The sequence below is a fragment of the Amycolatopsis sp. NPDC049688 genome, from assembly GCF_040674975.1.
Lineage (GTDB): Bacteria > Actinomycetota > Actinomycetes > Mycobacteriales > Pseudonocardiaceae > Amycolatopsis.
Genome location: NZ_JBFANY010000002.1, coordinates 679,356 through 699,429, shown reverse-complemented (window position 1 = coordinate 699,429; position 20,074 = coordinate 679,356). Strand labels below are relative to the sequence as shown.

At 71.0% G+C, this 20,074-nt stretch carries 20 protein-coding genes; 3 read left to right on the top strand and 17 right to left on the bottom strand.

What is annotated here, in order from left to right; genetic code table 11:
- The 10 genes from AB0J55_RS09280 to AB0J55_RS09235 all read right to left on the bottom strand — a co-directional run bounded on the left by AB0J55_RS09280 (position 1) and on the right by AB0J55_RS09235 (position 10,385).
- On the bottom strand, positions 1 to 729 hold the full coding sequence (locus AB0J55_RS09280; RefSeq protein WP_364245032.1) for a lysophospholipid acyltransferase family protein: 729 nt from the start codon (positions 727 to 729) through the stop codon (positions 1 to 3).
- Positions 730 to 738: 9 nt separating this feature from the next.
- On the bottom strand, positions 739 to 2,175 hold the full coding sequence (locus AB0J55_RS09275; RefSeq protein WP_364245029.1) for a hypothetical protein: 1,437 nt from the start codon (positions 2,173 to 2,175) through the stop codon (positions 739 to 741).
- Positions 2,172 to 3,875: a hypothetical protein gene (locus tag AB0J55_RS09270; protein WP_364245026.1), complete on the bottom strand. Its 1,704-nt coding sequence runs from the start codon at positions 3,873 to 3,875 to the stop codon at positions 2,172 to 2,174. The genes AB0J55_RS09275 and AB0J55_RS09270 overlap by 4 nt, the downstream gene beginning before the upstream one ends.
- Before the next feature lie 151 nt (positions 3,876 to 4,026).
- Positions 4,027 to 4,995, bottom strand: coding sequence for a lysylphosphatidylglycerol synthase transmembrane domain-containing protein (locus tag AB0J55_RS09265; RefSeq protein WP_364245023.1), 969 nt, complete (start codon positions 4,993 to 4,995; stop codon positions 4,027 to 4,029).
- 11 nt (positions 4,996 to 5,006) lie between these two features.
- Positions 5,007 to 6,251: an acyl-CoA reductase gene (locus tag AB0J55_RS09260; RefSeq protein WP_364245021.1), complete on the bottom strand. Its 1,245-nt coding sequence runs from the start codon at positions 6,249 to 6,251 to the stop codon at positions 5,007 to 5,009.
- Complete coding sequence (locus AB0J55_RS09255; protein ID WP_364245018.1) at positions 6,248 to 7,300, bottom strand: acyl-protein synthetase; 1,053 nt, start codon at positions 7,298 to 7,300, stop codon at positions 6,248 to 6,250. The genes AB0J55_RS09260 and AB0J55_RS09255 overlap by 4 nt, the downstream gene beginning before the upstream one ends.
- A complete protein-coding gene (locus tag AB0J55_RS09250) occupies positions 7,297 to 8,691 on the bottom strand; it encodes an AMP-binding protein (protein WP_364245016.1) in 1,395 nt (464 codons plus the stop codon). Before AB0J55_RS09250 ends, AB0J55_RS09255 begins: the two co-directional genes overlap by 4 nt.
- Positions 8,688 to 9,416: a glucose 1-dehydrogenase gene (locus tag AB0J55_RS09245; RefSeq protein ID WP_364245014.1), complete on the bottom strand. Its 729-nt coding sequence runs from the start codon at positions 9,414 to 9,416 to the stop codon at positions 8,688 to 8,690. The genes AB0J55_RS09250 and AB0J55_RS09245 overlap by 4 nt, the downstream gene beginning before the upstream one ends.
- Entirely contained in the window at positions 9,409 to 9,654 is a 246-nt protein-coding gene (locus tag AB0J55_RS09240; protein ID WP_364245012.1) for an acyl carrier protein, read from the bottom strand. The genes AB0J55_RS09245 and AB0J55_RS09240 overlap by 8 nt, the downstream gene beginning before the upstream one ends.
- Before the next feature lie 11 nt (positions 9,655 to 9,665).
- Positions 9,666 to 10,385: a UDP-N-acetylglucosamine acyltransferase gene (locus AB0J55_RS09235; protein WP_364245009.1), complete on the bottom strand. Its 720-nt coding sequence runs from the start codon at positions 10,383 to 10,385 to the stop codon at positions 9,666 to 9,668.
- Between the two features lie 149 nt (positions 10,386 to 10,534).
- On the opposite strand from AB0J55_RS09235, the gene AB0J55_RS09230 reads away from it, so the two are divergent.
- Together AB0J55_RS09230 and AB0J55_RS09225 are read left to right on the top strand one after the other, a co-directional pair.
- Positions 10,535 to 11,641 carry a DegT/DnrJ/EryC1/StrS family aminotransferase gene (locus AB0J55_RS09230; protein WP_364245007.1) on the top strand — a complete coding sequence of 369 codons (1,107 nt, stop codon included), beginning with the start codon at positions 10,535 to 10,537 and terminating at the stop codon, positions 11,639 to 11,641.
- On the top strand, positions 11,638 to 12,594 hold the full coding sequence (locus AB0J55_RS09225) for a Gfo/Idh/MocA family oxidoreductase (protein WP_364245004.1): 957 nt from the start codon (positions 11,638 to 11,640) through the stop codon (positions 12,592 to 12,594). The genes AB0J55_RS09230 and AB0J55_RS09225 overlap by 4 nt, the downstream gene beginning before the upstream one ends.
- Here the strand turns inward: AB0J55_RS09225 and AB0J55_RS09220 are convergent.
- From AB0J55_RS09220 to AB0J55_RS09210, 3 genes are all read right to left on the bottom strand, one after another.
- A complete protein-coding gene (locus AB0J55_RS09220; RefSeq protein ID WP_364245990.1) occupies positions 12,591 to 13,931 on the bottom strand; it encodes a M20/M25/M40 family metallo-hydrolase in 1,341 nt (446 codons plus the stop codon). The genes AB0J55_RS09225 and AB0J55_RS09220 overlap by 4 nt on opposite strands.
- A gap of 85 nt (positions 13,932 to 14,016) precedes the next feature.
- Entirely contained in the window at positions 14,017 to 14,736 is a 720-nt protein-coding gene (locus AB0J55_RS09215; RefSeq protein ID WP_364245001.1) for a hypothetical protein, read from the bottom strand.
- The gene (locus tag AB0J55_RS09210) at positions 14,733 to 15,245 is read right to left on the bottom strand and encodes a SigE family RNA polymerase sigma factor (RefSeq protein ID WP_364244998.1); all 513 of its coding nucleotides are present in this window, start codon (positions 15,243 to 15,245) and stop codon (positions 14,733 to 14,735) included. The genes AB0J55_RS09215 and AB0J55_RS09210 overlap by 4 nt, the downstream gene beginning before the upstream one ends.
- Before the next feature lie 137 nt (positions 15,246 to 15,382).
- On the opposite strand from AB0J55_RS09210, the gene AB0J55_RS09205 reads away from it, so the two are divergent.
- Complete coding sequence (locus AB0J55_RS09205) at positions 15,383 to 15,976, top strand: hypothetical protein (protein WP_364244995.1); 594 nt, start codon at positions 15,383 to 15,385, stop codon at positions 15,974 to 15,976.
- Between the two features lie 87 nt (positions 15,977 to 16,063).
- On the opposite strand, the gene AB0J55_RS09200 is transcribed toward AB0J55_RS09205, so the two are convergent.
- From AB0J55_RS09200 to AB0J55_RS09185, 4 genes are read right to left on the bottom strand one after another with little or no spacing between them, the layout of a single operon-like run.
- Positions 16,064 to 16,693, bottom strand: coding sequence for an acyltransferase (locus tag AB0J55_RS09200; RefSeq protein WP_364244992.1), 630 nt, complete (start codon positions 16,691 to 16,693; stop codon positions 16,064 to 16,066).
- Positions 16,680 to 17,876, bottom strand: coding sequence for a glycosyltransferase family 4 protein (locus tag AB0J55_RS09195; RefSeq protein ID WP_364245988.1), 1,197 nt, complete (start codon positions 17,874 to 17,876; stop codon positions 16,680 to 16,682). Before AB0J55_RS09195 ends, AB0J55_RS09200 begins: the two co-directional genes overlap by 14 nt.
- A 32-nt stretch (positions 17,877 to 17,908) precedes the next feature.
- Complete coding sequence (locus tag AB0J55_RS09190) at positions 17,909 to 18,838, bottom strand: NAD-dependent epimerase/dehydratase family protein (RefSeq protein WP_364244990.1); 930 nt, start codon at positions 18,836 to 18,838, stop codon at positions 17,909 to 17,911.
- Between the two features lie 23 nt (positions 18,839 to 18,861).
- Entirely contained in the window at positions 18,862 to 19,995 is a 1,134-nt protein-coding gene (locus AB0J55_RS09185) for a DegT/DnrJ/EryC1/StrS family aminotransferase (RefSeq protein ID WP_364244988.1), read from the bottom strand.
- Positions 19,996 to 20,074: the final 79 nt, after the last annotated feature.

Sequence of the window (20,074 nt, the reverse complement as noted above, 5' to 3'; positions counted from 1 at the left end):
CTAGCGCCGGTCGAGCTCGGCCGCTTCGGCCGGGGTCGGTGCGGTGCCGCCCAGGTGGGCGGGCAGCCACCAGCGTTCCTCGTCGGACGCGGGCTGGTCGGGGTACTCGGCCTGGGCGCGGTCGAGCAGGGCGCTCATCCGGCTGCGCAGCTCCTTCGTGACGACGTCCCAGTCGTCGCCCTTCGCGGGGTGCATCGGCTCGCCGATGAGAATCGAGATCGGCACGTGCCGCCGGGTCAGGTCCTTCGGACGGCCCTTCGTCCAGAGCCGCTGGGTGCCCCACAGCGCCATCGGGACGACCGGAACGTCGGCCGCGGCGGCCATCCGGACCGCGCCCGACTTGATCTCCTTGACCGTGAACGACTGGCTGATCGTGGCTTCGGGGAAGACCCCGACGACCTCGCCGGCCTGCAGCTTTTCGAGCGCTTCGCGGTAGGAGGCCAGCCCGGCGGACCGGTCGACGGAGATGTGGTGCATCCCGCGCATCAGCGGCCCGGCGATCTTGTTGTCGAAGATCTCCTTCTTCGCCATGAACCGTGTCAGCCGCTTGGCCGGGCGCGCGCCGAGGCCGCAGAAGATGAAGTCCAGGTAGCTCACGTGGTTGCACGCGATGACCGCGCCACCGCGGCGCGGGATGTGCTCCGCGCCTTCGATCCGGATGCGGTTGTCGAGTACCCGGAACATCGTCCGGGCCGCCGCGATCACGGGCGGGTAAACCAGGTCAGCCATCCGGCCAGGTTACGCGACCGTAGGTTGTTGACCGCGGTTCAGCGGGGAAGAACACAATACGAGCGCGATCAAGATCGAAAACAGCGCGACGGACTGGTGCTTGGTGCCCTCGATGCCGTCGCCCAGTGCCGCCGTGCCGAACTGCGTCACCGAGACGGCGAACAGGAACGCCAGCGGGACGCCGAGCGCGGTCCGCCGCTGCAGCCATGTCCTGGCCACCACAAACAGCCAGATCGGCAGCAGCGCGAAGAGGCCGAGCGGGGCGATCAGGCCGGTCAGCCAGGACACCACCGGCACCCGGTACTCCTGCGCGTGCGGCGGGAACCCGGCGCTCTGGTCGAAGCTGCCGAGGTAGTCCGGCCGCGCGGTGAGCTGGTCGGTGGCGGCGCGGTCGAGCACCCCGAGGGTCCGGCCCGGGTGGGTCGCGAAGTACGTCACGACGTTCCGGCGGCTGATCTTGTCGCGGTACTGCGGGTACCGGGGGTCCATCGTCGCCGGGTGCGGGTGCCACCAGCCGTTGCCCGCGTACTGCGCGAACGACGCCGGGAGCCCGAGCTCGGCCAGGTCGGCGACGGTGTCGTGCTTCCCGTCGACGATGTTGAGGAAGATCGAGTTGAAGACGTTGATCTCACGGGAGTCGTCGCCGGGGAACTCGGTGTACGTGCCGTCGGGCGCCCGCGCGGGCTCGATGCTCTGCTGCGCGTAGAGCGTGACGGCGCCGATCGCGCCGACGACCAGCACCGCCGACGCCCACCGCCACGCACCCCGCAGGCCGCCCGGCCGGACCAGCAGGACCGCCAGCGCGAGGATCGGCAGGACGGTCAGCGTCTGGACCTTGGCGTTGACCGCCAGGACGCCGCCCGCGAACGTCACGGCCATCCCCGCGTAGCTCCACCGGCCTTCGCGCGCGGTCAGGAGCAGGCCGCCGACGGCGAGCAGCAGGCCTAGGAAGGCCGCGCCTTCGCCGAGGATCGCCGCGAAGTACCCGAAGAACGCCGAATCCGCGACGACCAGCAGGAGCCCGGCGGCCACGAACAGCCGGGTCCGGCGCGGGTGCGGCAGGCCGAGCACGATCGCGGTGATCGCCGCCGCGGCGATGACGCTGCTCAGCAGGCCCAGGATGACGAGGCTCAGCGTGCCGTGCAGGCCGGTCAGGCGGCCGATCCGGACGGCCAGGTCCGCGAGCCAGCTCTGCGTCAGCAGGTACGTCGGCCGGCAGGGTGTCCCCGGCGTGGGCGGGTAGGCGAGGTGGACGAACGGCTCGGGCAGGCCCTTCCAGGTGATCCCGGCGCCGCACAGCACGCGGCCGCCGTCGCCGTTGTTGGACATCGCGATCGGCCGCGGCACCAGGAACCGCGCCACGAACAGTGCGAGGGACGCGCCGAACACCCCGATCCCGAGCCGGGCTTCCGCGCCCAGCTGCCGCCGCGGGGCCTCGAGCTTCACGAAGGACAGGGTACGTACCGGAAGTCCGGGCCCTTGTCGAGGTCGGCGACCAGGGACTTCGCCTCTTCCGCCCGCGGGTACACCGACACCCAGTACGGCGTGCCGACCCGGCGGAACGTCGCCACCTGGTACTTGCCCGCGTACACCGGGTCGATCGCGCAGTGCTGGCGGTCGCCGTAGCCGGCGTCCGGCACGGCGACGGCCGGGCGGCGGCCGTTGACCACGTAGTCGTAGTCGGTCGCGACGCCGCCGTCGTGCTGCCCGTCGCGGGCGATGTGGTCGTCGGTGCGGCCGAAGACGTCGACGATGAGCAGCTGCCCGCCGTGGGCGGCGAGCGCGCCGGGCGCGGCGGCGCTGACCACCGATCCCGGCGGCAGGTAGTCACCGAGCCAGCCGCCGATCTCGGCGAGCTCGACGCCGTGTGCGCGCCAGTCGCGCACGCGGTCGAGCATCTCGGGGCTGAACACCGAGACGAGCACCGCGATCCCGGCGAGCCCGCCGGCGGCCACCGGCACCAGCCGCGTTCCGGCGGGCACCGGCTTCGGCCGCGGCGACGGCTTCCCCGCGACGTCCACGGTGAGCACGCCGTAGGCGGCAAGGGCCCCGACGGCGAGCAGGGGCGGCACCGGGGCCAGCAGCCGCCACGAGGGGCCGGGGTCGCCGCCGGTCAGCACGGCCGCGGCGGCCAGGCCGACGGCCGTCGCGAACAGCAGCCCGATCAAGGCGCGGCCCTCGGTCCCCCGCCGAACCCCGGCTGCGTTGCCGTCCGTCGCCACCCCGACCTCCGCGTCGGAGCGGCGCAGCAGCAGCGCGACCGCGGCGACCAGGCCGAGCAGCAGGAAGCCCTGGTGCGCCAGGGCGAACCCGGACAGGTACGGCCAGCCGGCGTTGAGCTGCGAGCCGAGCGGCGCGCCGAGCTTCGCGGCCAGCGGCGCGGGGAGGAAGTGCTGGTAGAACGTCGCCCGCCAGGCCAGCCGGGGAATCAGGAACACCAGGGCGCCGAGCAGGTACCCGACCGGCGCCCACCAGGTGTGCTTCCGCCGCCACGCGGCCCCGGCCAGCCACAGGCCGGCCAGCACGCCGACCACCAGGCCCTCCGGGCTGGTCATCACGGCGAAGGCGACGAGCACCCCGGCGACCACCGGGCGGCGCGCGGCGAGCGAGTAGCCGACGGCGAGGACGAGCAGCACGAACAGCGGGACTTCGGACCCCGACGCCCCGTAGACGGCCAGGCCGCCGGCGCTCGCCGTGAGCACCGCGGCGGCCACCCCGATCGCGGGCCGCGGCTCGGCGCCGTCCGGGGCGGCCGCCGCGACGATCCGGTTGACCAGGAAGCAGGACAGGAGCACGCAGCCGAGCGCGGCGAGGACCCCGAAGAAGACGGCCGTGGTGCGGACGTCGGCGCCGAACGCGGCGCGCGGCAGGGCGATCAGCACCAGCCACAGGAAGTTCGTGTACCCCTCGACGCGTTCGCCGGGGTTGAAGACCGGGCCGTTGCCGTCGGCGATGTTCTGCGCGTACCGGAACGTCACGAGCGCGTCCTCGGTGACGGTCGCGAACAGCAGCTGGTGGAGCAGCGAGAGGCCGAGGGTGAGCGTGAGGACGAAGCCGCGCCAGCCGCGGTCGGTGTCGAGGCGGCTCCAGGTGAGCACCACGGTCGCGGCGACGACGAGCCAGGCCACCACGACCGCGTAGACCACCCGGCCCCCTCACCTCGTCACCGCACCTGCCCGCCGTCGAAAGGTTATCGACCTGCGGCGGCGGGGTGTTTCCCCGCGGGCTCGTCGACCTCACCCGATCGAGTGTTGTCCACAGGTGCACAACCTTGTGGACAACTTGGGGACAATTTCGTCAGGCGGGGGTGACCGCCGGGCGGGCCGTGCGGGCCGCCACCGCCGCCAGGCCCGCGGTGAGCAGGTCGGCCACCGTGAACATCACCCGTGAGGCCACCGCGAACGCCGTGGCCTGGCCGATCGTCAGGCCGCTCGCCGTCAGGACGGCCACCTGGGCCACCTCGCGGACGCCGACGCCGCTGGGGAGGATGAACGCGAACGTGCCCACCGTCATCGCCACCGCCATCGCGCCCACGCACAGCACGAAGCCGCCGAGGCCCGGGGTGCCCACCGAGTTGGCCAGCAGCCACAGGTGGACGCCCTGCAGGCACCACGCCGCCGTCGAGGCGGCGAACACCTTGCCGATCACCGCCCAGCCCAGCGGGTGGGCCAGCGGCGGGCGGCGGAGGATCCGCAGCACCAGGGACGTGCCCCAGGTCAGGATCTTCGGGTGCAGCATCGCGAGGCCGAGCGGGATGAGCACGAACAGCCACAGTGCTCGCGGGCTGTTGCTGAACACCGCCGGCGCGGCCAGCAACGACACCACCAGCGCCGAAACCACGCCCACGCCGAGCTGGATCAGGGAGCCGGTGAAGATGCGGGCGCGGGCGAGACCCGCCTTGCGCCCGAGCTCCATCTGCAGCAGGTACGCCCAGACCGAGCCCGGCACGTACTTGCCGAGCGAGCCGACCAGGCAGATCTGCGCGCCGCGGGCGTAGCCGATCGGCTCGCCGAGGTCGTCGACCATCATCTGCCAGCCCCAGGTCGACACCAGGATCGCCGCGACCAGGGCGACCAGGCTGAGCAGCGAGGACTGCCAGGCGACGTCACGCAGGGTGTGCCAGAACTCGCCCCAGTTGGCCGCCAGCTGCTTCGCCGCGAAGCCGATGACCAGCGCGATCGCGACCCAGCGGACGACGTCGAGGATCTTCGCCCGGGTGGACTTCGGCTGCTTGCCGGCCGCCGGCAGGTCCTCAACGGTCGTCATCGACGCTCTCCTCAGACCTGCACCGTGACCAGGCGGCTGAACTCGGAGAGCAGATCGTAGCCGTCCCACACCGCGGAGAAGGTCAGGGCGGAGCCGAACGGCACGATCCGGTCCACCCCGCGGCCCGCCAGCTCGTGCGCGAACGCCGTCAGCTCCTCGGCGGTGAAGCCGAACTGGCTGACCGTCTGGTCCTTGCGAAGGACGATCGGTACCAAGTCGGACAAAGAGGACACTCGCGCGTTGGCGAACGTGCCCGCGCCAAGCCACTCGCGCGGCAGCACGGCCGGGTCGGCCAGCTCGAGCGTCGCCAGGCCGTTGCCCTGGAAAGCGATCTCTTTGACCAGGCCGTCGACCGCCGCGCCGTACGCCGAGACGCGCTTCTGGACAGCCATCGCCGGCTCGGTGACGTGCTGCTTCGTCTCCAGCACCACCGCCAGCAGGGTGCGGAACTCGCTCCCGGCCTGCCGCGCCCCGGCTTCGTCACCGACCCAGAACACCGCGCGCGGCGACGAGCAGGCGGCCTGGTCGAACCAGTACGAGTCGTTGTAGAAGCCCTCGGCCGCCGCGCGGCGCTCGGCCTCGGACGCCCGCTGCCAGCCCGCCACCGAGGCGACGGCGAAGGACGAGCGGTCCGGGAACGTCAGGTCACGCGCGTGCGGGGCGAGCGGGTACTTGCGCAGGGCCGCGACCGAGCCGTCGCCGCCCCAGATGACGCGCAGGTCGGCGGCCAGTGACAGGGCGCCGCTCACCTCGTCGCTGCGGTCGTAGGTGACCATCCGCTGGGTGGCCGTGATCGCGGCCGCCGTGTCGGCGTCCACTTCGGACAGTGCAGCGTTCAGCGCCTCCAGCACCGCCTCCGCGGCTCCGGCCGAGCGCGAGGAGACCCGCACGACGTTGTGGTTGCCCGCCAGCGCGGACAGCGCCCACGAGTAGACGAAGATCGTGTCGACGTTCGCCGGCGGCACGTGGAACACGAGCCCGCGCGGGAACCGCAGCGCGTTGCCCGAAGTGTCCAGAGTGGACAATGCCTTGGCGATCTCCCCCTTGCGCAGGAAGAACCCGAGCGACGCCAGCTCCGGGAACCGGCGTGCGGTGGCCGGGGCCAGCAGCTTGCGCGCGAACTTCGTCACGAACTCGACGATCCGCGGGTCGCCGATCCGCAACCGGCCGCCCGGCGGCTCGGCGCGCAGCTGACCGATCAGGTCGTCTACCGAAACCGCATCCGACAAAGGGAAGCGCTGGGTCAGGGAAGTCACGCTGCCGCTCCCGAGAACGTGTCCGAGCACCCGCGGGCCTCGGCCTTCGGCAGCCGGCCGAGCACGGAGAAGTGCTTGCCCGGCCAGTCACCGTCGTCGATGCCGTTGTAGACGCCGAGGTCTTCGGTCAGCAGGACGTGCCCCGGGTACGACCGCGGCAGTGTCGAGACGACCTCGATCACGCCCGGCTCCCCGACCGGCTGCTCTTCCCACGTCTCCGGGTTCCGGATGACGACGTCGGCGAAGTCCGGGCAGTACAGCGAGTTCCCGGACGGGCCTTCGAGGAACACCGTGCCGATCTGCTCGATCATCCCGTAGTAGTTGTGGATCCGGGTGAGCCCGGTGTCGTCGGCGAACCGCCGCCGGAACTCGGTGTTGTCCACCGCGCGGTCGATCAGCTTCTTCCAGCCGCCGGAGTGGATCAGGATCCCGTTCGACAGGTCCAGCCCGTGGTCCCGCGCGACCTCGTACAGGTACAGCCACACCATGAACGTGAAGCCGAAGATCAGGAAGGGCCTGTCGCCGTACTCGGCCAGGAACTTCTTGACCGCCTCGACGTCCGGCTGGTCGTTCTCGTCGAGCACGTAGGTGTGCTTGCGGCCGAAGTTCGCCATGCCCAGCACACCCGCGCCGCGCGCGGAGAAGGACCGGCGGTTCTTGATGATGCCGATCGTGTCGACCATCAGCATCGGCAGCCGCTCGCCGCCGAGGACCTCCTGCAGCGTCGCGCCCAGCTGCTTGGTCTGCGCGCCCGCCGCCTCCTTGTCCAGGTAGATCCGCGACGCGCCGGCGCCGGTGGTGCCCGACGACGTCAGCGTCTTGAAGACCTCGCTGTCCGGGACCGACTTGAGGTCGTGCGTCTTGAACATCCGCACCGGCAGCCACGGCAGCTCCGCGATCGAGCCGAACTGCGCGTCCGGCGCGATCCCGAGCGACGACAGGATCCGGTCGTAGCCTTCGGAGTTCGCCCGGTGGTGGGCCGTCAACGAGGCCAGCTCGGGCAGCAGCAGGGCTTCCCGGTCGGCCTGCGACCGAGTGAACACGCTCATACCTTCGCCTCCAGTGACCGGTAGTCGATCTTGCCGCTGGCCAGCAGCGGCACGGTGTCGATCGGGCGGACGTCGAACCCGCTGACGTGCAGGTGCAGCCGTTCGGACAGCGCCCGCGACGCGTCCTTGCAGATGTCCTTGTCGGCCCCTTCGGCGAACAGCACCACCTTGTCGCCGGCGGGGACCGCGGCCACCACGTCGATCCCGACCGCCGCCGTGCGCACGGCCTGCTCGAGGTCGTCGAGGCTGACGCGGTTGCCGAACACCTTGCCGATGCGCTTGAGCCGCCCGGTGATGAACAGGTACCCCTCTTCGTCGAGGTACCCGAGGTCACCGGTGGCCAGCACGCCGCCGAATTCGTCACCCTTGGCCAAGCCGGACTCGTCGTCCGCGTAGCCCATCATCACGTTGGGCCCACGGTAGACGACCTCACCGACGATTTTCGGGTGCGTGGTCTCGGACCCGTCGTCCCGGCGGACCGAGAACTTCCCGCCCGGCAGCGCCGGCCCGGCGGAACCGAGCTTTTCGGCCAGCCGCTCGGCGGGCACCGTCGTCATCCGCGGCGCGGCCTCGGTCTGGCCGTACATGACGTACATCCGGCCGCCGACGGCGAGCATCTTGTCGTTGAACTCGGCGATCAGTTCGTCGCGCAGCTTCCCGCCGGCCTGCGTCAGCGTGCGCAGCGTCGGGTACTTCGCGGGGTCGAACTTGAGCCGCCGCAGCATTTCGTAGTGGTACGGGACACCGGACAGCGACGTGACGCCGTGGGTGTTCACCGCGTCCCAGAACCCGCGGCCGAGCACGCCGGACGGCTCGATCACGATGGTCGCGTCCCGCACCAGGTGCGAGTTCAGCACCGACAGGCCGTAGCTGTAGTGCAGCGGCAGGCAGGTGGGCGCGACCTCGTCGGCGTCGATGTGCAGCACCTGCGCGATGGCGTCGGCGTTGGCCAGAAGATTCTGCCTGCTGAGCCGGACGAGCTTCGGGTTGCCGGTCGAGCCGCTGGTCGGGAGCAGGACGGCGAGGTCGGGGTGGGGCTGGACGCCGTCGGCGGCGTCGCGGACCCAGTCGGCACCCCGCACCGAATACCCTTCGGGCGCGTCGCCCGAAGCCGCCAGCACGGCCGCCGGGCGGAAGCGCGAGACCAGCCCGGCCAGCACGTCGGCGTCCAGGGCCGGGTCGATCAGCGCGATCGCCCGCCCGGACTCGAACGCGCCCAGGTAGGTCAGCACGCTGCCGAGGTCGATCGACATCCGCGCGAAGACGACGCCGGTGGGCAGCGCCGCCATGGCGTCCATCGCGCGGCCGACCTCGGCCGACAGTTCCGCGCCCGCCAGCGTGCGGCCCCCGGCCACATCGACCAGCCGGGCTCCCGCACCCAACAGCGTCACAGCACCAAGCCTCCGTCGATCCCCAGCACCTGGCCGGTGATGAACGACGCTTCGTCGCTCACCAGGAACCGGATCGCGTTCGCCACCTCTTCGGGACGGCCCAGCCGCCCCAGCGGGGTCTTGCCCGCGTTTTCTGCTTTCGCGTCCTCGGACAGGCCCGCGGTGAGATCGGTCTCGATGACGCCCGGCGCGACCGCGTTGACGCGGATGCCGGACCGGCCGAGCTCCTTCGCCGCCGACCGCGCGATGTTCGCCACGGCCGCCTTCGACGCCGCGTACACGGTCTGACCAGCGCTTCCGTACTCCCCGACGATCGACGCGAGCACGACGATCGAGCCGGTCTTCTTCCGCATCATCGCCCGGGCCGCGGCCTGGACGGTGTGCAGGGTGCCGGCGACGTTCGTGCTCAGCGTCAGGTCGACGAGGTCTTCCCTGATCATGCCGAGGAGCGCGTCCTCCATGATCCCGGCGTTCGCGACGACGATGTCCAGTTTTCCGTGCTCCTTCGCGACCCCTCTGACCAGCGAAGACACCGCTTTCGCGTCGGTGACGTCGAGGGCGAGGCCGGAGGCGCCCACCGAAGCCGCCGCCTCCTTGGCGCGAGCCTCGTCGCGGCCGGTGAGCACCACCGTCGCGCCCGCCTCGGCGAGCGCGCGGGCGGTGGCCAGGCCGATCCCCCGCGTCCCGCCGGTGACGAGCGCGACCCGACCGGACAGATCAGTCATTCTTCGACTGCAGCTCGGTCACCATGTCGACGGCGACCTTGAAGCTCGACATGTCGATGACCTGGTCGGTGTCGAACTCGACGTCGAACTCGTCCTCGATGGCCGCGACCAGCGCCATGTGGCCGACCGAGTCCCACGCCTCGATGTCGCGGTACTTCAGGTTCTCGACGTCCACACCGCCGTCGAGGTCCAGCGCCTCGACGAAGACTTCGCGCAGCTTGGGGGCGACATCCGCCATGTTCGTGACTCCTAGTGCTCGTCGCGCGGGCGAGCGTCCCACGCCTTTACCAAGGTAGAGAGGTCACCCGGCAGCGTGACGTCGGGGAGACCTTCCTTGCCCTTCAGCCACGGCCCGAGGGCCTCGATCGTCTCCTCGTCGAGACCGCGGCGGGACAGGCCCACCACGTTGACGCCGGTGACGCGGGCCGGGTTGCCGACGGCGATGGTGAACGCGCCGATCTCGCGCCGCACCGCCGAGCCCATCCCGATCATCGCGCCGGGCCCGATCACGACCTTCTGGTGCAGGATCGCGCCCATGCCGAGGTTCGCGCCGTCCCAGATGTGGCAGTGGCCACCCGTGACGGCGTTCGAGGCGATCGTCACGCCGTCGCCGACCAGGCAGTCGTGCGCGATGTGGCTGTTGCGGAGGTAGTAGCCGTCGCTGCCGACGGTCGTCGTCCGCCAGGTCCCTTGGTGGACACTCACGTACTCGCGGATCCGGTTGCGGCTGCCGATCACGACACCGTGTCCGTCATGATCCGGGTCACCGGTCGGCGCGTCTTCCCAGGCAGCGGGGTGCGGACGGCTACGGTCCTCGCCGGGCGTGCCGATCGTCACGTGCGGGCCGATCCAGTTGCCGTCGCCGATGCGCGTGGGCCCGGCGATCACCGCGAACGGCCCGATGACGTTGTCCTCGCCGAGCTCGACGCCTTCGCCGATGACGGCGGTCGGGTGGATGCGGTTGGCCACGGGTGGTCGTCCGTTCGTCGGCGGCTGGGTACTGGGCGTGCTGCCGCGCCCGGTAACGTGTGGCCCGCGTTGCTGCAGGGCGGCCGGGCGCAGAACCGGCGGCTCACTGTACCGGACGCGCCGAAATCGCCTGCCGAGAGAGACTGCCCATGATCCCCATCACTGTGGTCGACGTCCGCGACGCGGAGGACCTCGTCGTCGAGGTGCTGCGCTCCGGCGCCATCGCACAGGGACCGATGGTCAAGCGCTTCGAAGACGCCTTTGCGGCGGTCTCCGGGACCAAGCACGCGATCGCGGTCAACAACGGGACCACCGCGCTGGTCGCCGCCCTCCAGGTGCTGGACCTGCAGCCGGGCGACGAGGTCGTCACCTCGCCGTTCACCTTCGTGGCGACGCTGAACGCGATCCTCGAGGCCGGCGCGACCGTCCGCTTCGCCGACATCCGGCGCGACGACTTCGCGATCGACCCGGACGCCGTGGCGGCCGCCGTCACTGACCGCACCAAGGTCCTCATGCCGGTGCACCTCTACGGCCAGACGGCGGACATGGGCAAGCTCGCGCCCTTCGCCGCCGAACGCGGCCTGACGGTGATCGAGGACTCGGCGCAGGCCGTGGGCGCGTCGTTCGAGGGCAAGCCGGCCGGCTCGTTCGGCATCGGCTGCTTCTCGCTGTACGCGACGAAGAACATCACCACCGCCGAGGGCGGCGTCATCACCACGGACGACGACGCGCTGGCCGACAAGCTGCGCGTGCTGCGCAACCAGGGCATGCGCGCCCGCTACCAGTACGAGGTCGCCGGGCACAACTACCGGATGACCGACCTGCACGCCGCGGTGGGCATTCCGCAGCTGGCCAAGCTCGACCAGCTGACCGCCGCCCGCCAGGCGAACGCGAAGCGCCTGTCGGAGGGCCTCGCCGGCACGCCGGGCCTCGACGTCCCGCAGGTGCTGCCGGGCCGCGAGCACGTCTGGCACCAGTACACCGTGCTGGTCGGCCCGCACGCGTTCCTCTCGCGCGACGAACTCGCCGCGGCGCTCACCGAGCGCGGCATCGGCAACGGCATCTACTACCCCAAGATCGTCTTCGACTACGACTGCTACGCGGGTCACGACCTGATCCCGGGCGCGCGCGTCGAGGACTTCCCGGTCGCGAAGTCGGTCGCCGAGCAGGCGCTTTCGCTGCCGGTGCACCCGCACCTGACCGAGTCCGACCTGGACACCATCATCGAAACCGTTCGCGAGGTACTGGGCGCATGACGCATCGGATCGCTCTTGTCGGTACCGGGAACATGGGTTCCCTCCACGCCCGCGTGCTCGCCGGCAACGAGCGCGTCGACCTGGTCCGCGTGATCGATCCGCGCGAGGAAGCGGGCCGGTCCGTCGCCGAGCGGTACGAAACGCAGTGGACGCCGGAGATCGGCTCACTGTCCGATGTGGACGCCGTGGTGCTGGCCTCGGCGACCGAGGCGCACTACGACCTGGCGCAGGAGATCCTCGGCCAGGGCAAGCCGATGCTGGTCGAGAAGCCGGTCTGCAACAGCTTCGAGAAGTCGCAGGAGATCGTCTCCCTGTCGGCGTCGAAGGACGTCCCGCTGATGTGCGGGCTGCTGGAGCGCTACAACCCGGCGGTGATGACCGCGCGGGCGCTGGTGAACGAGCCGGTGCACCTGATGGCCCGCCGCCACGGCCCGTACGCCCCGCGCATCAAGACCGGCGTGGCGTGGGACCTGCTGGTCCACGACGTCGACCTGGCGATCCAGTTCTTCGGCGGCGCGACGCCGTCGCGCGTGACGTCCGGCGCGGGCTACTTCCACCCGTCGTCGGTCGAGGGCGCCGAGGACACCATCGAGACGGTGCTGTCGTTCCCGACCGGCCTGGCCACGGTGTCGGCGTCCCGGCTGGGGCAGAAGAAGGTCCGCTCGCTGGTGGTGTCCGAACTGGACCGGCTGATCGAGATCGACCTGCTGCGCCGCGACGTCACGATCTACCGGCACGTCTCGCACGACTCGGTCACCCCGGACGGCCTCGGCTACCGGCAGCAGACGGTCATCGAGATCCCGGAACTGGTCACGGCCCGCGAGCCCCTGGCGACCCAGCTGGACCGGTTCTGCGACCTCCTCGAAGACAAGGTCGACGCCGACACCGAGCGCGACCTGATCCTGCCGTCGCACCACGTCGTCGAGCAGGTGCTGACGCAGGCCGCGGCCTAGCTCACCGGCGCCGGGAACGCGGCCGGGCTCCGGCGGCCACCGGGGCCCACCGCGCGGACGCCGAAGAAGACGTTGTCCTTCGACAGGTCGACCTTCGCCGTCAGCGCCGGGCCGACGTCGATCGCGTGCGTCCAGTCCGGGGCGGTCGTTTCGCGCCAGACGACCTCGTAGCTCGTGGCGCCCGGGGTGGCGTCCCAGAGCAGTTCGGAGTCGTTCGTCAGGGCTGCCGTGCGGATCTTCGCGCCCTTCGGCGTGCCGGGCGCCGTGGCGAGCGACCACAGCGCCGCGCCGTTCACCCGCGCGACCCGCGCTATGAACGGGAAGTCGCAGAACTCCGGCAGGTCGCCGTACTGGACGCCGTTCTCGACGCGGACGTCCTGGTGCTGGTGCGCGAAGTCCTCGTTCGGCTCGGTGAACCGCGCCGCCGGGTAGCCCTGCTCCAGGAAGCCGATGTGGTCGCCGCCGCGCAGGTAGCGGTCACGCCGGTAGATCACCCGGACCGTCATGCCGGTCGCGTCGTTCTCCGCCACGGATTTGACGAACCTCGCCAGCTGCCGCGGCGGGGAGTCGTTCTCGCCGCCGATGCTGCGGCGCAGGTTCGCCTCGGCCGGGGTTTCCGCCGTCGGAACACCCTCGGCGAACAGCCGGATCGTGAACGGGTCCCGCGTGCCGTCGTCGGCGCGGCTGGAGCCGACGATGTCGTTGGTGAACATCGCCTGGACGTCGGTGCCCGCCGCCTTGAACTGCTGCGCCATGAACCGCGAGCCGTAGAGGCCCTGTTCCTCGCCGGCGACGGCCGCGAAGACGATCGTCGCGGCCGGCTGCCGCGTCGAGAGCACCCGGGCCAATTCCAGGGAGACCGCGACGCCCGAAGCGTCGTCGTCGGCGCCCGGCGCGTCCCCGGTGAAGTCCATGACGTCGCTGCGGCGCGAGTCGTAGTGCCCCGAAACGACGTACACCCGGCCGGGATCGGTGGACCCGCGCAGCGTCGCGACGACGTTGGTGATCGTCGTCGGCACCGGGATCCGGTCGGCGGGTGGCTGGACGTACGACTGCAGGGCGACGGTCAGGCGGCCACCGGAAGCCGCCGCGACCTGCTGGAACTGCGCGAAGAGCCAGTCGCGGGCGGCGCCGATGCCGCGCGCCGGGTCGTCCTGCGCGGACAGCGTGTGTCGGGTGCCGAACGCGGCCAGCCGCCGCACGGTCGCCTCGATCCGCCGTTCGTCGACCTGGCGGAGCAGGGCGCGCAGCTCGGCGTCGGGACGCTGGGGGCGGACCGGGCCGCCGGGCCCGCGGTCCCCGAGCTCGGCGGCGCCGGCGGGGACGGCGGCCAGCATCCCGGCGGCGGCCGATGCGGTGAGGAACACTCGTCGAGAGGTCACGGTGGGGTTCTTACGCCCGGCTCGCCGCGGCCGGTACCGCCTATTTGGTGAGCCGCTTGCCGTCGGCGTCGTAGGCGATCAGCGGCGTCAGGACGGCCGAGTTCGGGACCTCGGCGGGGTCGAACCAGAAGATGACCACGGTCGCGTCCGCGGTCCAGGTCGCCAGGTGGGCGTCGACGGTCTTGCCGTGCACCGTCGTCGTGATCCGCGCCGCCCGCCCGGAGAAGTAGCCGAAGACCGGGATGAGCGTGTCGCGGATGACCTCGCCGCCGTCGGTGGCGTGGAAGCCGAACGACAGGTCGGAGCCGCGGGTCTCGTTCGACAGCAGCACCGCCTGCAGCGACTCCCCGGACCGGAAGCCCGCCGCCAGGCCGAAGCGGACGTTCGGCAGTTCCGGGATGTCGACGGCCTGCGCGTAGAGGACGATCTCGCCGGCCGGGGTCCGGATCCCGGTGCCCACGACGTCGCCGATCGCCGGCACCGCGGGTGCGCGGCTGGTCGTGGGTGTCGGTGCCGGTGTCACCGAAACGGGTGCGGGCGGCTGCGCGACCGGCGCGGGCGCGGGCTGCCGCAGCTGGATGGCGAACACCACGACGAGCACGACGGCGGCCGCGGCGGCGATCCCGGCGGTGCCGGTCAGCACCCGGCGACGGCGCCGGAGGCGGGTGCCGTCCCGCATGATCCGGGCCAGGTCGGGTTCGGCGAAGGGCTCGCCGGGCGGCTGCCGGAGGGCCGCGCGGAGGCCGTCGAGGTCGTTCACCGCCCGCTCCCCCCGATCAAGGTGTCTTCGGGATCGGCCGCCTCGATCCGCAGCTTGGCCAGCGCCCGCGAGTTCGTGCTCTTCACGGTACCCACGGAAACGCCGAGCTCACGGGCCACCTCGGTTTCCGGCAGGTCGAAGAAGTGGCGGAGCACGACGACGGCGCGTTCGCGGTCGGTGAGGATCTTCAGGACGGCGGTGAGCCACGCGTGCTGGGTGACGGACTTGCCGACGTCGAGGCGGTCCTGCTGCTCGGGCAGCACTTCGGTGGCGTACTCGCGGAACGGGCGCCGCCAGCCGTCGATGACGTGGTTGACCAGGACGGTCCGGGCGTAGCCGTAGGCGTCCTTGTGCCGGACCCGCGACCAGGCCGCGTAGGTGCGGGTGAAGGCGGTCTGGGCGGCGTCCTCGGCCTGGTGGCGGTCGCCGGTGAGCAGGAACGCGGCGTGGGTGAGCCGGGCCGACGACGCACGGACGAACTCCGCGAACTCCTCGTCGCCACGCGCCATGCGTCACCTCACTCCGTCCTCACCCAGCGACGGCCGGGGCGCCGAAAGGTTGCGTCCCGATCTTCGCGACGTCCGGCGGCTGAAACGTTGCGTAACCGCAATCCCGCGTTCCGTGACTGAGCGCTAGATTGTCAAGCGTGCGCTTCACAGGGGGATTCTTCGCCGCCGCATGCCTGCTGACCTGCGTCACAGCGTGTTCGGGCGGCTCCACGACGGCGGCGTCGGCGACGACGTCGGCGCCGCCGTCATCCACTTCGGTTACTTCGCCGAAGCCGACACCGACACCGACCACGCCGAAGTTCGCGCCGGTGGTGTCCCCGGCCAAGGTGACGGCGGCCTGCCCGTTCCTGGGCGGCTCGGAGGTCCGGGAACTCACCGGCCGGCCGGGCGAGAGCGGCGAGGGCAAGGAGGGCGAGTCCGAGGCGGTGAACCCGGGCACGGCCTACCACTGCGGGTACGGGCTGAACGGGGAGCTGGTGGTCGTGGCGATCCCGGGCGCCCAGAGCCCGTCGGCGACCATCGGCCGGCTGAACAAGGACTGCAAGGAGCCCGCGAAGCCGATCCCGGGCGCCGGCGAGTACGCGAGCCACTGCAAATTCCCGGACGGCGAAGAGATGGTCGCCATCGGCAAGCGGGGGCACGGCCAGAGCCGGTTCGCGCAGTTCTACACGCCGACGAACCGCGAGGACGTGTATGTCTCGGTGGCGAAGCTTCTGGGTGACCGGCTCTAGGGCCGCTGGGCGCGCCGGCAAGGTGCACCAGTCCTGGTAAGTCAGGAGATCGGTGGGCCACCGCACGAATATCATCGTGCCGGATCGCTACTCCGCCGAGTAGTCGCCCGATGGGGCTCCCCAGCCCGAAGTGTCCTGCCCGTGTGACTCCGCGATCGCCCGCCGCCGGGCGTTTTCCGCCCGGACCCGGTCCGCCTCCGCCTGGATGTACTCCTCGTCGTAGCGCTGGAACACGCGCGCCGGGTTCCCGGCCACCAGCGTCCGCGGGGGGACGTCCTTCGCCACCACCGAGTTCGGCTGGACCGTCGCGAAGTCGCCGATCGTCACGCCCGCCATGATCACCACCAGGCCGCCGATGAAGCAGCCCTTGCCGATCTTCACCGGCTTGCGCTCGATCAGGTCGCTGCCCGAATGGTTCTGCAGCGTCATGTTCGCCAGCCAGCTCGAGTGCGTGAAGATCAGCGTGTTCAGGCCGATGCTGGTGTGCTCGCCGATCTCCAGGCCGCCGCTCGCGTCCAGCGCCGCGCCCTCGCCGATCCAGCAGTGGTCGCCCATCTTCAGGTTCTCGGGGCTGATGATCTTCACGCGCTCGCGCACGCGGCACGTCGGCGGCAGGCCGTAGAACGCCGCGCGCTCGGCGTCGTTCATGTACTGCGAGACGAGCTCGGTCAGGATCTGCGGGCGCAGCCGGTGGCTGCGCTCGTCATCGAAGAACATCGGCTTCCGACACCAGCTTCTCGAACGTCCTCAAGTGCTCTTCCGCCACGACGTCGAGCCCGAAGTTCGACCGCACCAGCTCGCTCTCGCGCTGGGCGATCAACGCCCGGCGATCCGGGTCGTCGAGCAGCTCGATCACCGTGCGGGCCACGGCTTCCGCGTCGTCCGGGCGCACCAGCAGCACGTTCTCGCCGTTGCGCAGTTCGATGCCCGGGTAGTTGTCCTCGGTGACCGACGCGATCGTCGCCGTGCCGGACAGCATCGCCTCCAGGGACGCCGTGCCGCAGCCGCCGTTGAGGTCGTGCGTGACGATGTCCGCCGCCGCGAAGTACGCCGGGACGTCCTCCTTCGGCACCGCGCCCGTGACGACCAGCGCGTCCGACACCCCCAGTTCGGCGGCCCGCTTCAGGAACGCGTCGTGGTACACCCGGCCGACGACGACCACCCGGACGCCGGGGTGCCGGTCCAAAATGGACGGCAGCGCCTCGATCAGCGGCAGCCGGTTGCGCAGCGGGATGACGTGCCCCAGTGACACGATCAGCGGTGCATCGCCGATTTCGTGCTCCGCGCGGATGTCCTTCGTCACCGGCTTCGCGAAATGACCGGTGTCGACGGCGATCGGGAAGTACTCCGAGTTCGCGTCGCTGGTGCCGTAGCGGTCGACGCAGTAGTCGACACCCAGCTTGTCGAGGATCACGTACCTCGGCTTCATGTACGCGAGGATCGGCCGCACCAGCACCGCGTCGAGCAGCCGGAACACCCCGCCGTACAGCTTGTTGTCGCTGATCAGCAGCGTGTGGATGGTGAGCAGCGTCGGAACGCCGTGGCGGCGCGCCCAGATCCCGGCCAGCCACGACAGGTCGAAGAACTGGCCGTGCAGGTGGATCGCGTCCGGCTTGAACTCGTCCAGCAGCTTCCACAGCCGCCGCCAGTTGCCCGGCCGCAGCGACGCGAAGCTCATGTCGAAGTCGATCGACAGCCCGATCTGCGGCATCTTCACCGCCGGGAGCCGCACGACGCGGTAGCCGTCGCGCTCCTCCTCGGCCGGGGCGTCGGCGTACGCCGCCGTGATCGCGAGGACCTCGTGCCCGGCCGCGGCGAACTGACCCGCCAGCGACGCCGCCATGTGCGCGCTGCCGCCCACCCGCGGCGGGAAGAAGTTGTTCACCACCGCGATGCGCATCGGACGTCCCCGGCCGGGCCCGGCGGTGGTGCTCACTCGGTTTCCTTGACCAGATCCCGCATGCCGTCCTCGACGGTGATCCGCGGCTCCCAGCCCAGCACGTCCCGCGCCCGGCTGATGTCGGCGGCCCGCCGCGAGACCAGCACGTCACGCTCGTTGAACAGCGGCTCGACGTCGACGCCGACCGCCTCGATGAGGATCTTGGCCAGCGCGGCGATCGACGTGTCGATGCCGGTGCCGATGTTGATGGGCAGGTTCGCCTTCTCCGACTCCAGCGCCGCGACGACGGCGTGCGCGAGGTCGGTGACGTGCACGAAGTCCATCGACTGGTCGCCGCGGCCGTCGATGATCGGCGGCTGGCCGTTGCGCAGGCGCTGGATGAAGTGGTTGATCACCGAGGTGTAGTACGCCTCGATCTTCTGGCCGGGGCCATACACGTTGAAGAACCGCAGCGCGTTCCACGACAGGCCCTTCTGCCGCTCGTAGAAGCCGAGCAGGTCCTCGCCGGCGCGCTTCGAGATGCAGTACGGCGTGAGCGGGCGCAGTTCGTCGTCCTCGTGCATCGGCAGCCGCTTCGGATCGCCGTAGACCGACGCCGTCGACGCGAACACCAGCCGCTCGACACCTTCGTCGGCTGCCGCGGCGAACACGTTGTGGTTGCCGATCATGTTGATGTCGATCGACTCGTGCGGGTCGGCGATCGACTTGTTGATCGACACCGTCGCGAAGTGGATGACGTGCGTGCAGCCGCGCATCGCCTCGCGCACCGCGCCGCCGTACCGGACGTCCTTCTCGACCAGCTCGACTTTGCCGGTGGCGACGAACTCGTTGACGCGGGCGCGGTCGCCGCGGGTCATGTTGTCGAAGATCCGGACCGTGTAGCCACCTTCGAGCAGCAGCGGGATCACGTGCGCGGCGATGAAGCCACCGCCCCCGGTGAAGAGCACCTTCTTGTCGGACACCAATTTCTCCTCGGTAGGCGGCTTCAGGACAGGGACTGCACGGCTTCGCGCACGACCTCGGCGACGCGGGTGACTTCGGCGTCGGTGAGGTTGGCGTGCATCGGGATGGCGAGCTGGCGCGCGAACGCGTCGGCGGAGACGGGCAGCGGGGCCTGAGGCCCGTAGATCGGCTGCAGGTGCGAGGCGTAGGTGCCGAAGTTGCACTGGACGCCCTGGGAGCGGATCCGCAGGGCCAGGGTGTCACGGCTGACCTCGGGCGCGACCGTGAGCAGGTACGCCTGCCACGGGTGCTCGCGGTCGGGCAGTTCCACCGGCACGGTCAGCGCGTCGACATCGGCGAACGCCTCGTGGTAGCGCTTCGCGACCGAGCGGCGGGCGGCGAGGAGATCGGGGAGGCGGTCGAGCTGGACGTTCATGATCGCGGCCTGGACGTCCGAAAGGCGGAAGTTGTAGCCGAGCTCGTGGAACTCCGGGATCGGCAGCGTGTCCGAGCCTTCGCGGCTGATCGCCGGCTCGATGCCGTAGGTGTGCAGCTTGCGGGCGCGGGCGATGAGGTCTTCGCGGTCGGAGACCAGCGCGCCGCCCTCGCCCGCGGTGATGCCCTTGCGGCCGTGGAAGGAGAACGCGGCGAGGTCGGCGAGGCTGCCGGCCGGGCGCGTCTTGTACGTCGCGCCCGCGGCGCAGGCGGCGTCCTCGAAGAGCCAGAGGCCGTGCTTGTCGGCGATCGCGCGGTATTCGTCGAAGTCACCGGGCTGGCCGGCGACGTCGACGGCGAGGATGCCGACCGTTTTCGGCGTCACCAGGGCTTCGACGTGCGCCGGGTCCGCGCTGAAGACGTCCGGGCGGATGTCGGCGAACACCGGGGTCGCGCCGGCCTGCACGACGGCGTGGCCGGTGGCGGGAAACGTGTAGTCGCCGACGATCACCTCGTCGCCGGGGCGGACACCGAGGACCTTGAGCCCGAGGAAGAGCGCCGAGCCGCAGTTGGCCGTCGTCAGCGCGTGCGCTGTGCCGGTGACCTGGGCGAACCGTTCTTCGAAGCGCCGGCACGCCGGACCCGCTCCGGCGAGCCAGCCGGACCGGAAGACTTCGGCGACGGCAGCGAGCTCCTCTTCACCGACGGTCGGCTGACCGAGGGCAATGCTGTCGGACGACATACCTCTCCCATTGCGTGGGGACTCGGCGAAGTGTATAGACGCACGCTCAGGTGATTCACAGGCCCACGCCGAACTCCCG

Bases quoted from the DNA above. Each gene is read 5' to 3' on its own strand.
- AB0J55_RS09280 (WP_364245032.1), bottom strand. From the start codon at position 729: ATGGCTGACCTGGTTTACCCGCCCGTGATCGCGGCGGCCCGGACGATG.
- AB0J55_RS09265 (WP_364245023.1), bottom strand. From the start codon at position 4,995: ATGACGACCGTTGAGGACCTGCCGGCGGCCGGCAAGCAGCCGAAGTCC.
- AB0J55_RS09255 (WP_364245018.1), bottom strand. From the start codon at position 7,300: ATGAGCGTGTTCACTCGGTCGCAGGCCGACCGGGAAGCCCTGCTGCTG.
- AB0J55_RS09245 (WP_364245014.1), bottom strand. From the start codon at position 9,416: ATGACTGATCTGTCCGGTCGGGTCGCGCTCGTCACCGGCGGGACGCGG.
- AB0J55_RS09240 (WP_364245012.1), bottom strand. From the start codon at position 9,654: ATGGCGGATGTCGCCCCCAAGCTGCGCGAAGTCTTCGTCGAGGCGCTG.
- AB0J55_RS09230 (WP_364245007.1), top strand. From the start codon at position 10,535: ATGATCCCCATCACTGTGGTCGACGTCCGCGACGCGGAGGACCTCGTC.
- AB0J55_RS09225 (WP_364245004.1), top strand. From the start codon at position 11,638: ATGACGCATCGGATCGCTCTTGTCGGTACCGGGAACATGGGTTCCCTC.
- AB0J55_RS09220 (WP_364245990.1), bottom strand. From the start codon at position 13,931: ATGCTGGCCGCCGTCCCCGCCGGCGCCGCCGAGCTCGGGGACCGCGGG.
- AB0J55_RS09210 (WP_364244998.1), bottom strand. From the start codon at position 15,245: ATGGCGCGTGGCGACGAGGAGTTCGCGGAGTTCGTCCGTGCGTCGTCG.
- AB0J55_RS09200 (WP_364244992.1), bottom strand. From the start codon at position 16,693: ATGTTCTTCGATGACGAGCGCAGCCACCGGCTGCGCCCGCAGATCCTG.
- AB0J55_RS09195 (WP_364245988.1), bottom strand. From the start codon at position 17,876: ATGCGCATCGCGGTGGTGAACAACTTCTTCCCGCCGCGGGTGGGCGGC.
- AB0J55_RS09185 (WP_364244988.1), bottom strand. From the start codon at position 19,995: ATGTCGTCCGACAGCATTGCCCTCGGTCAGCCGACCGTCGGTGAAGAG.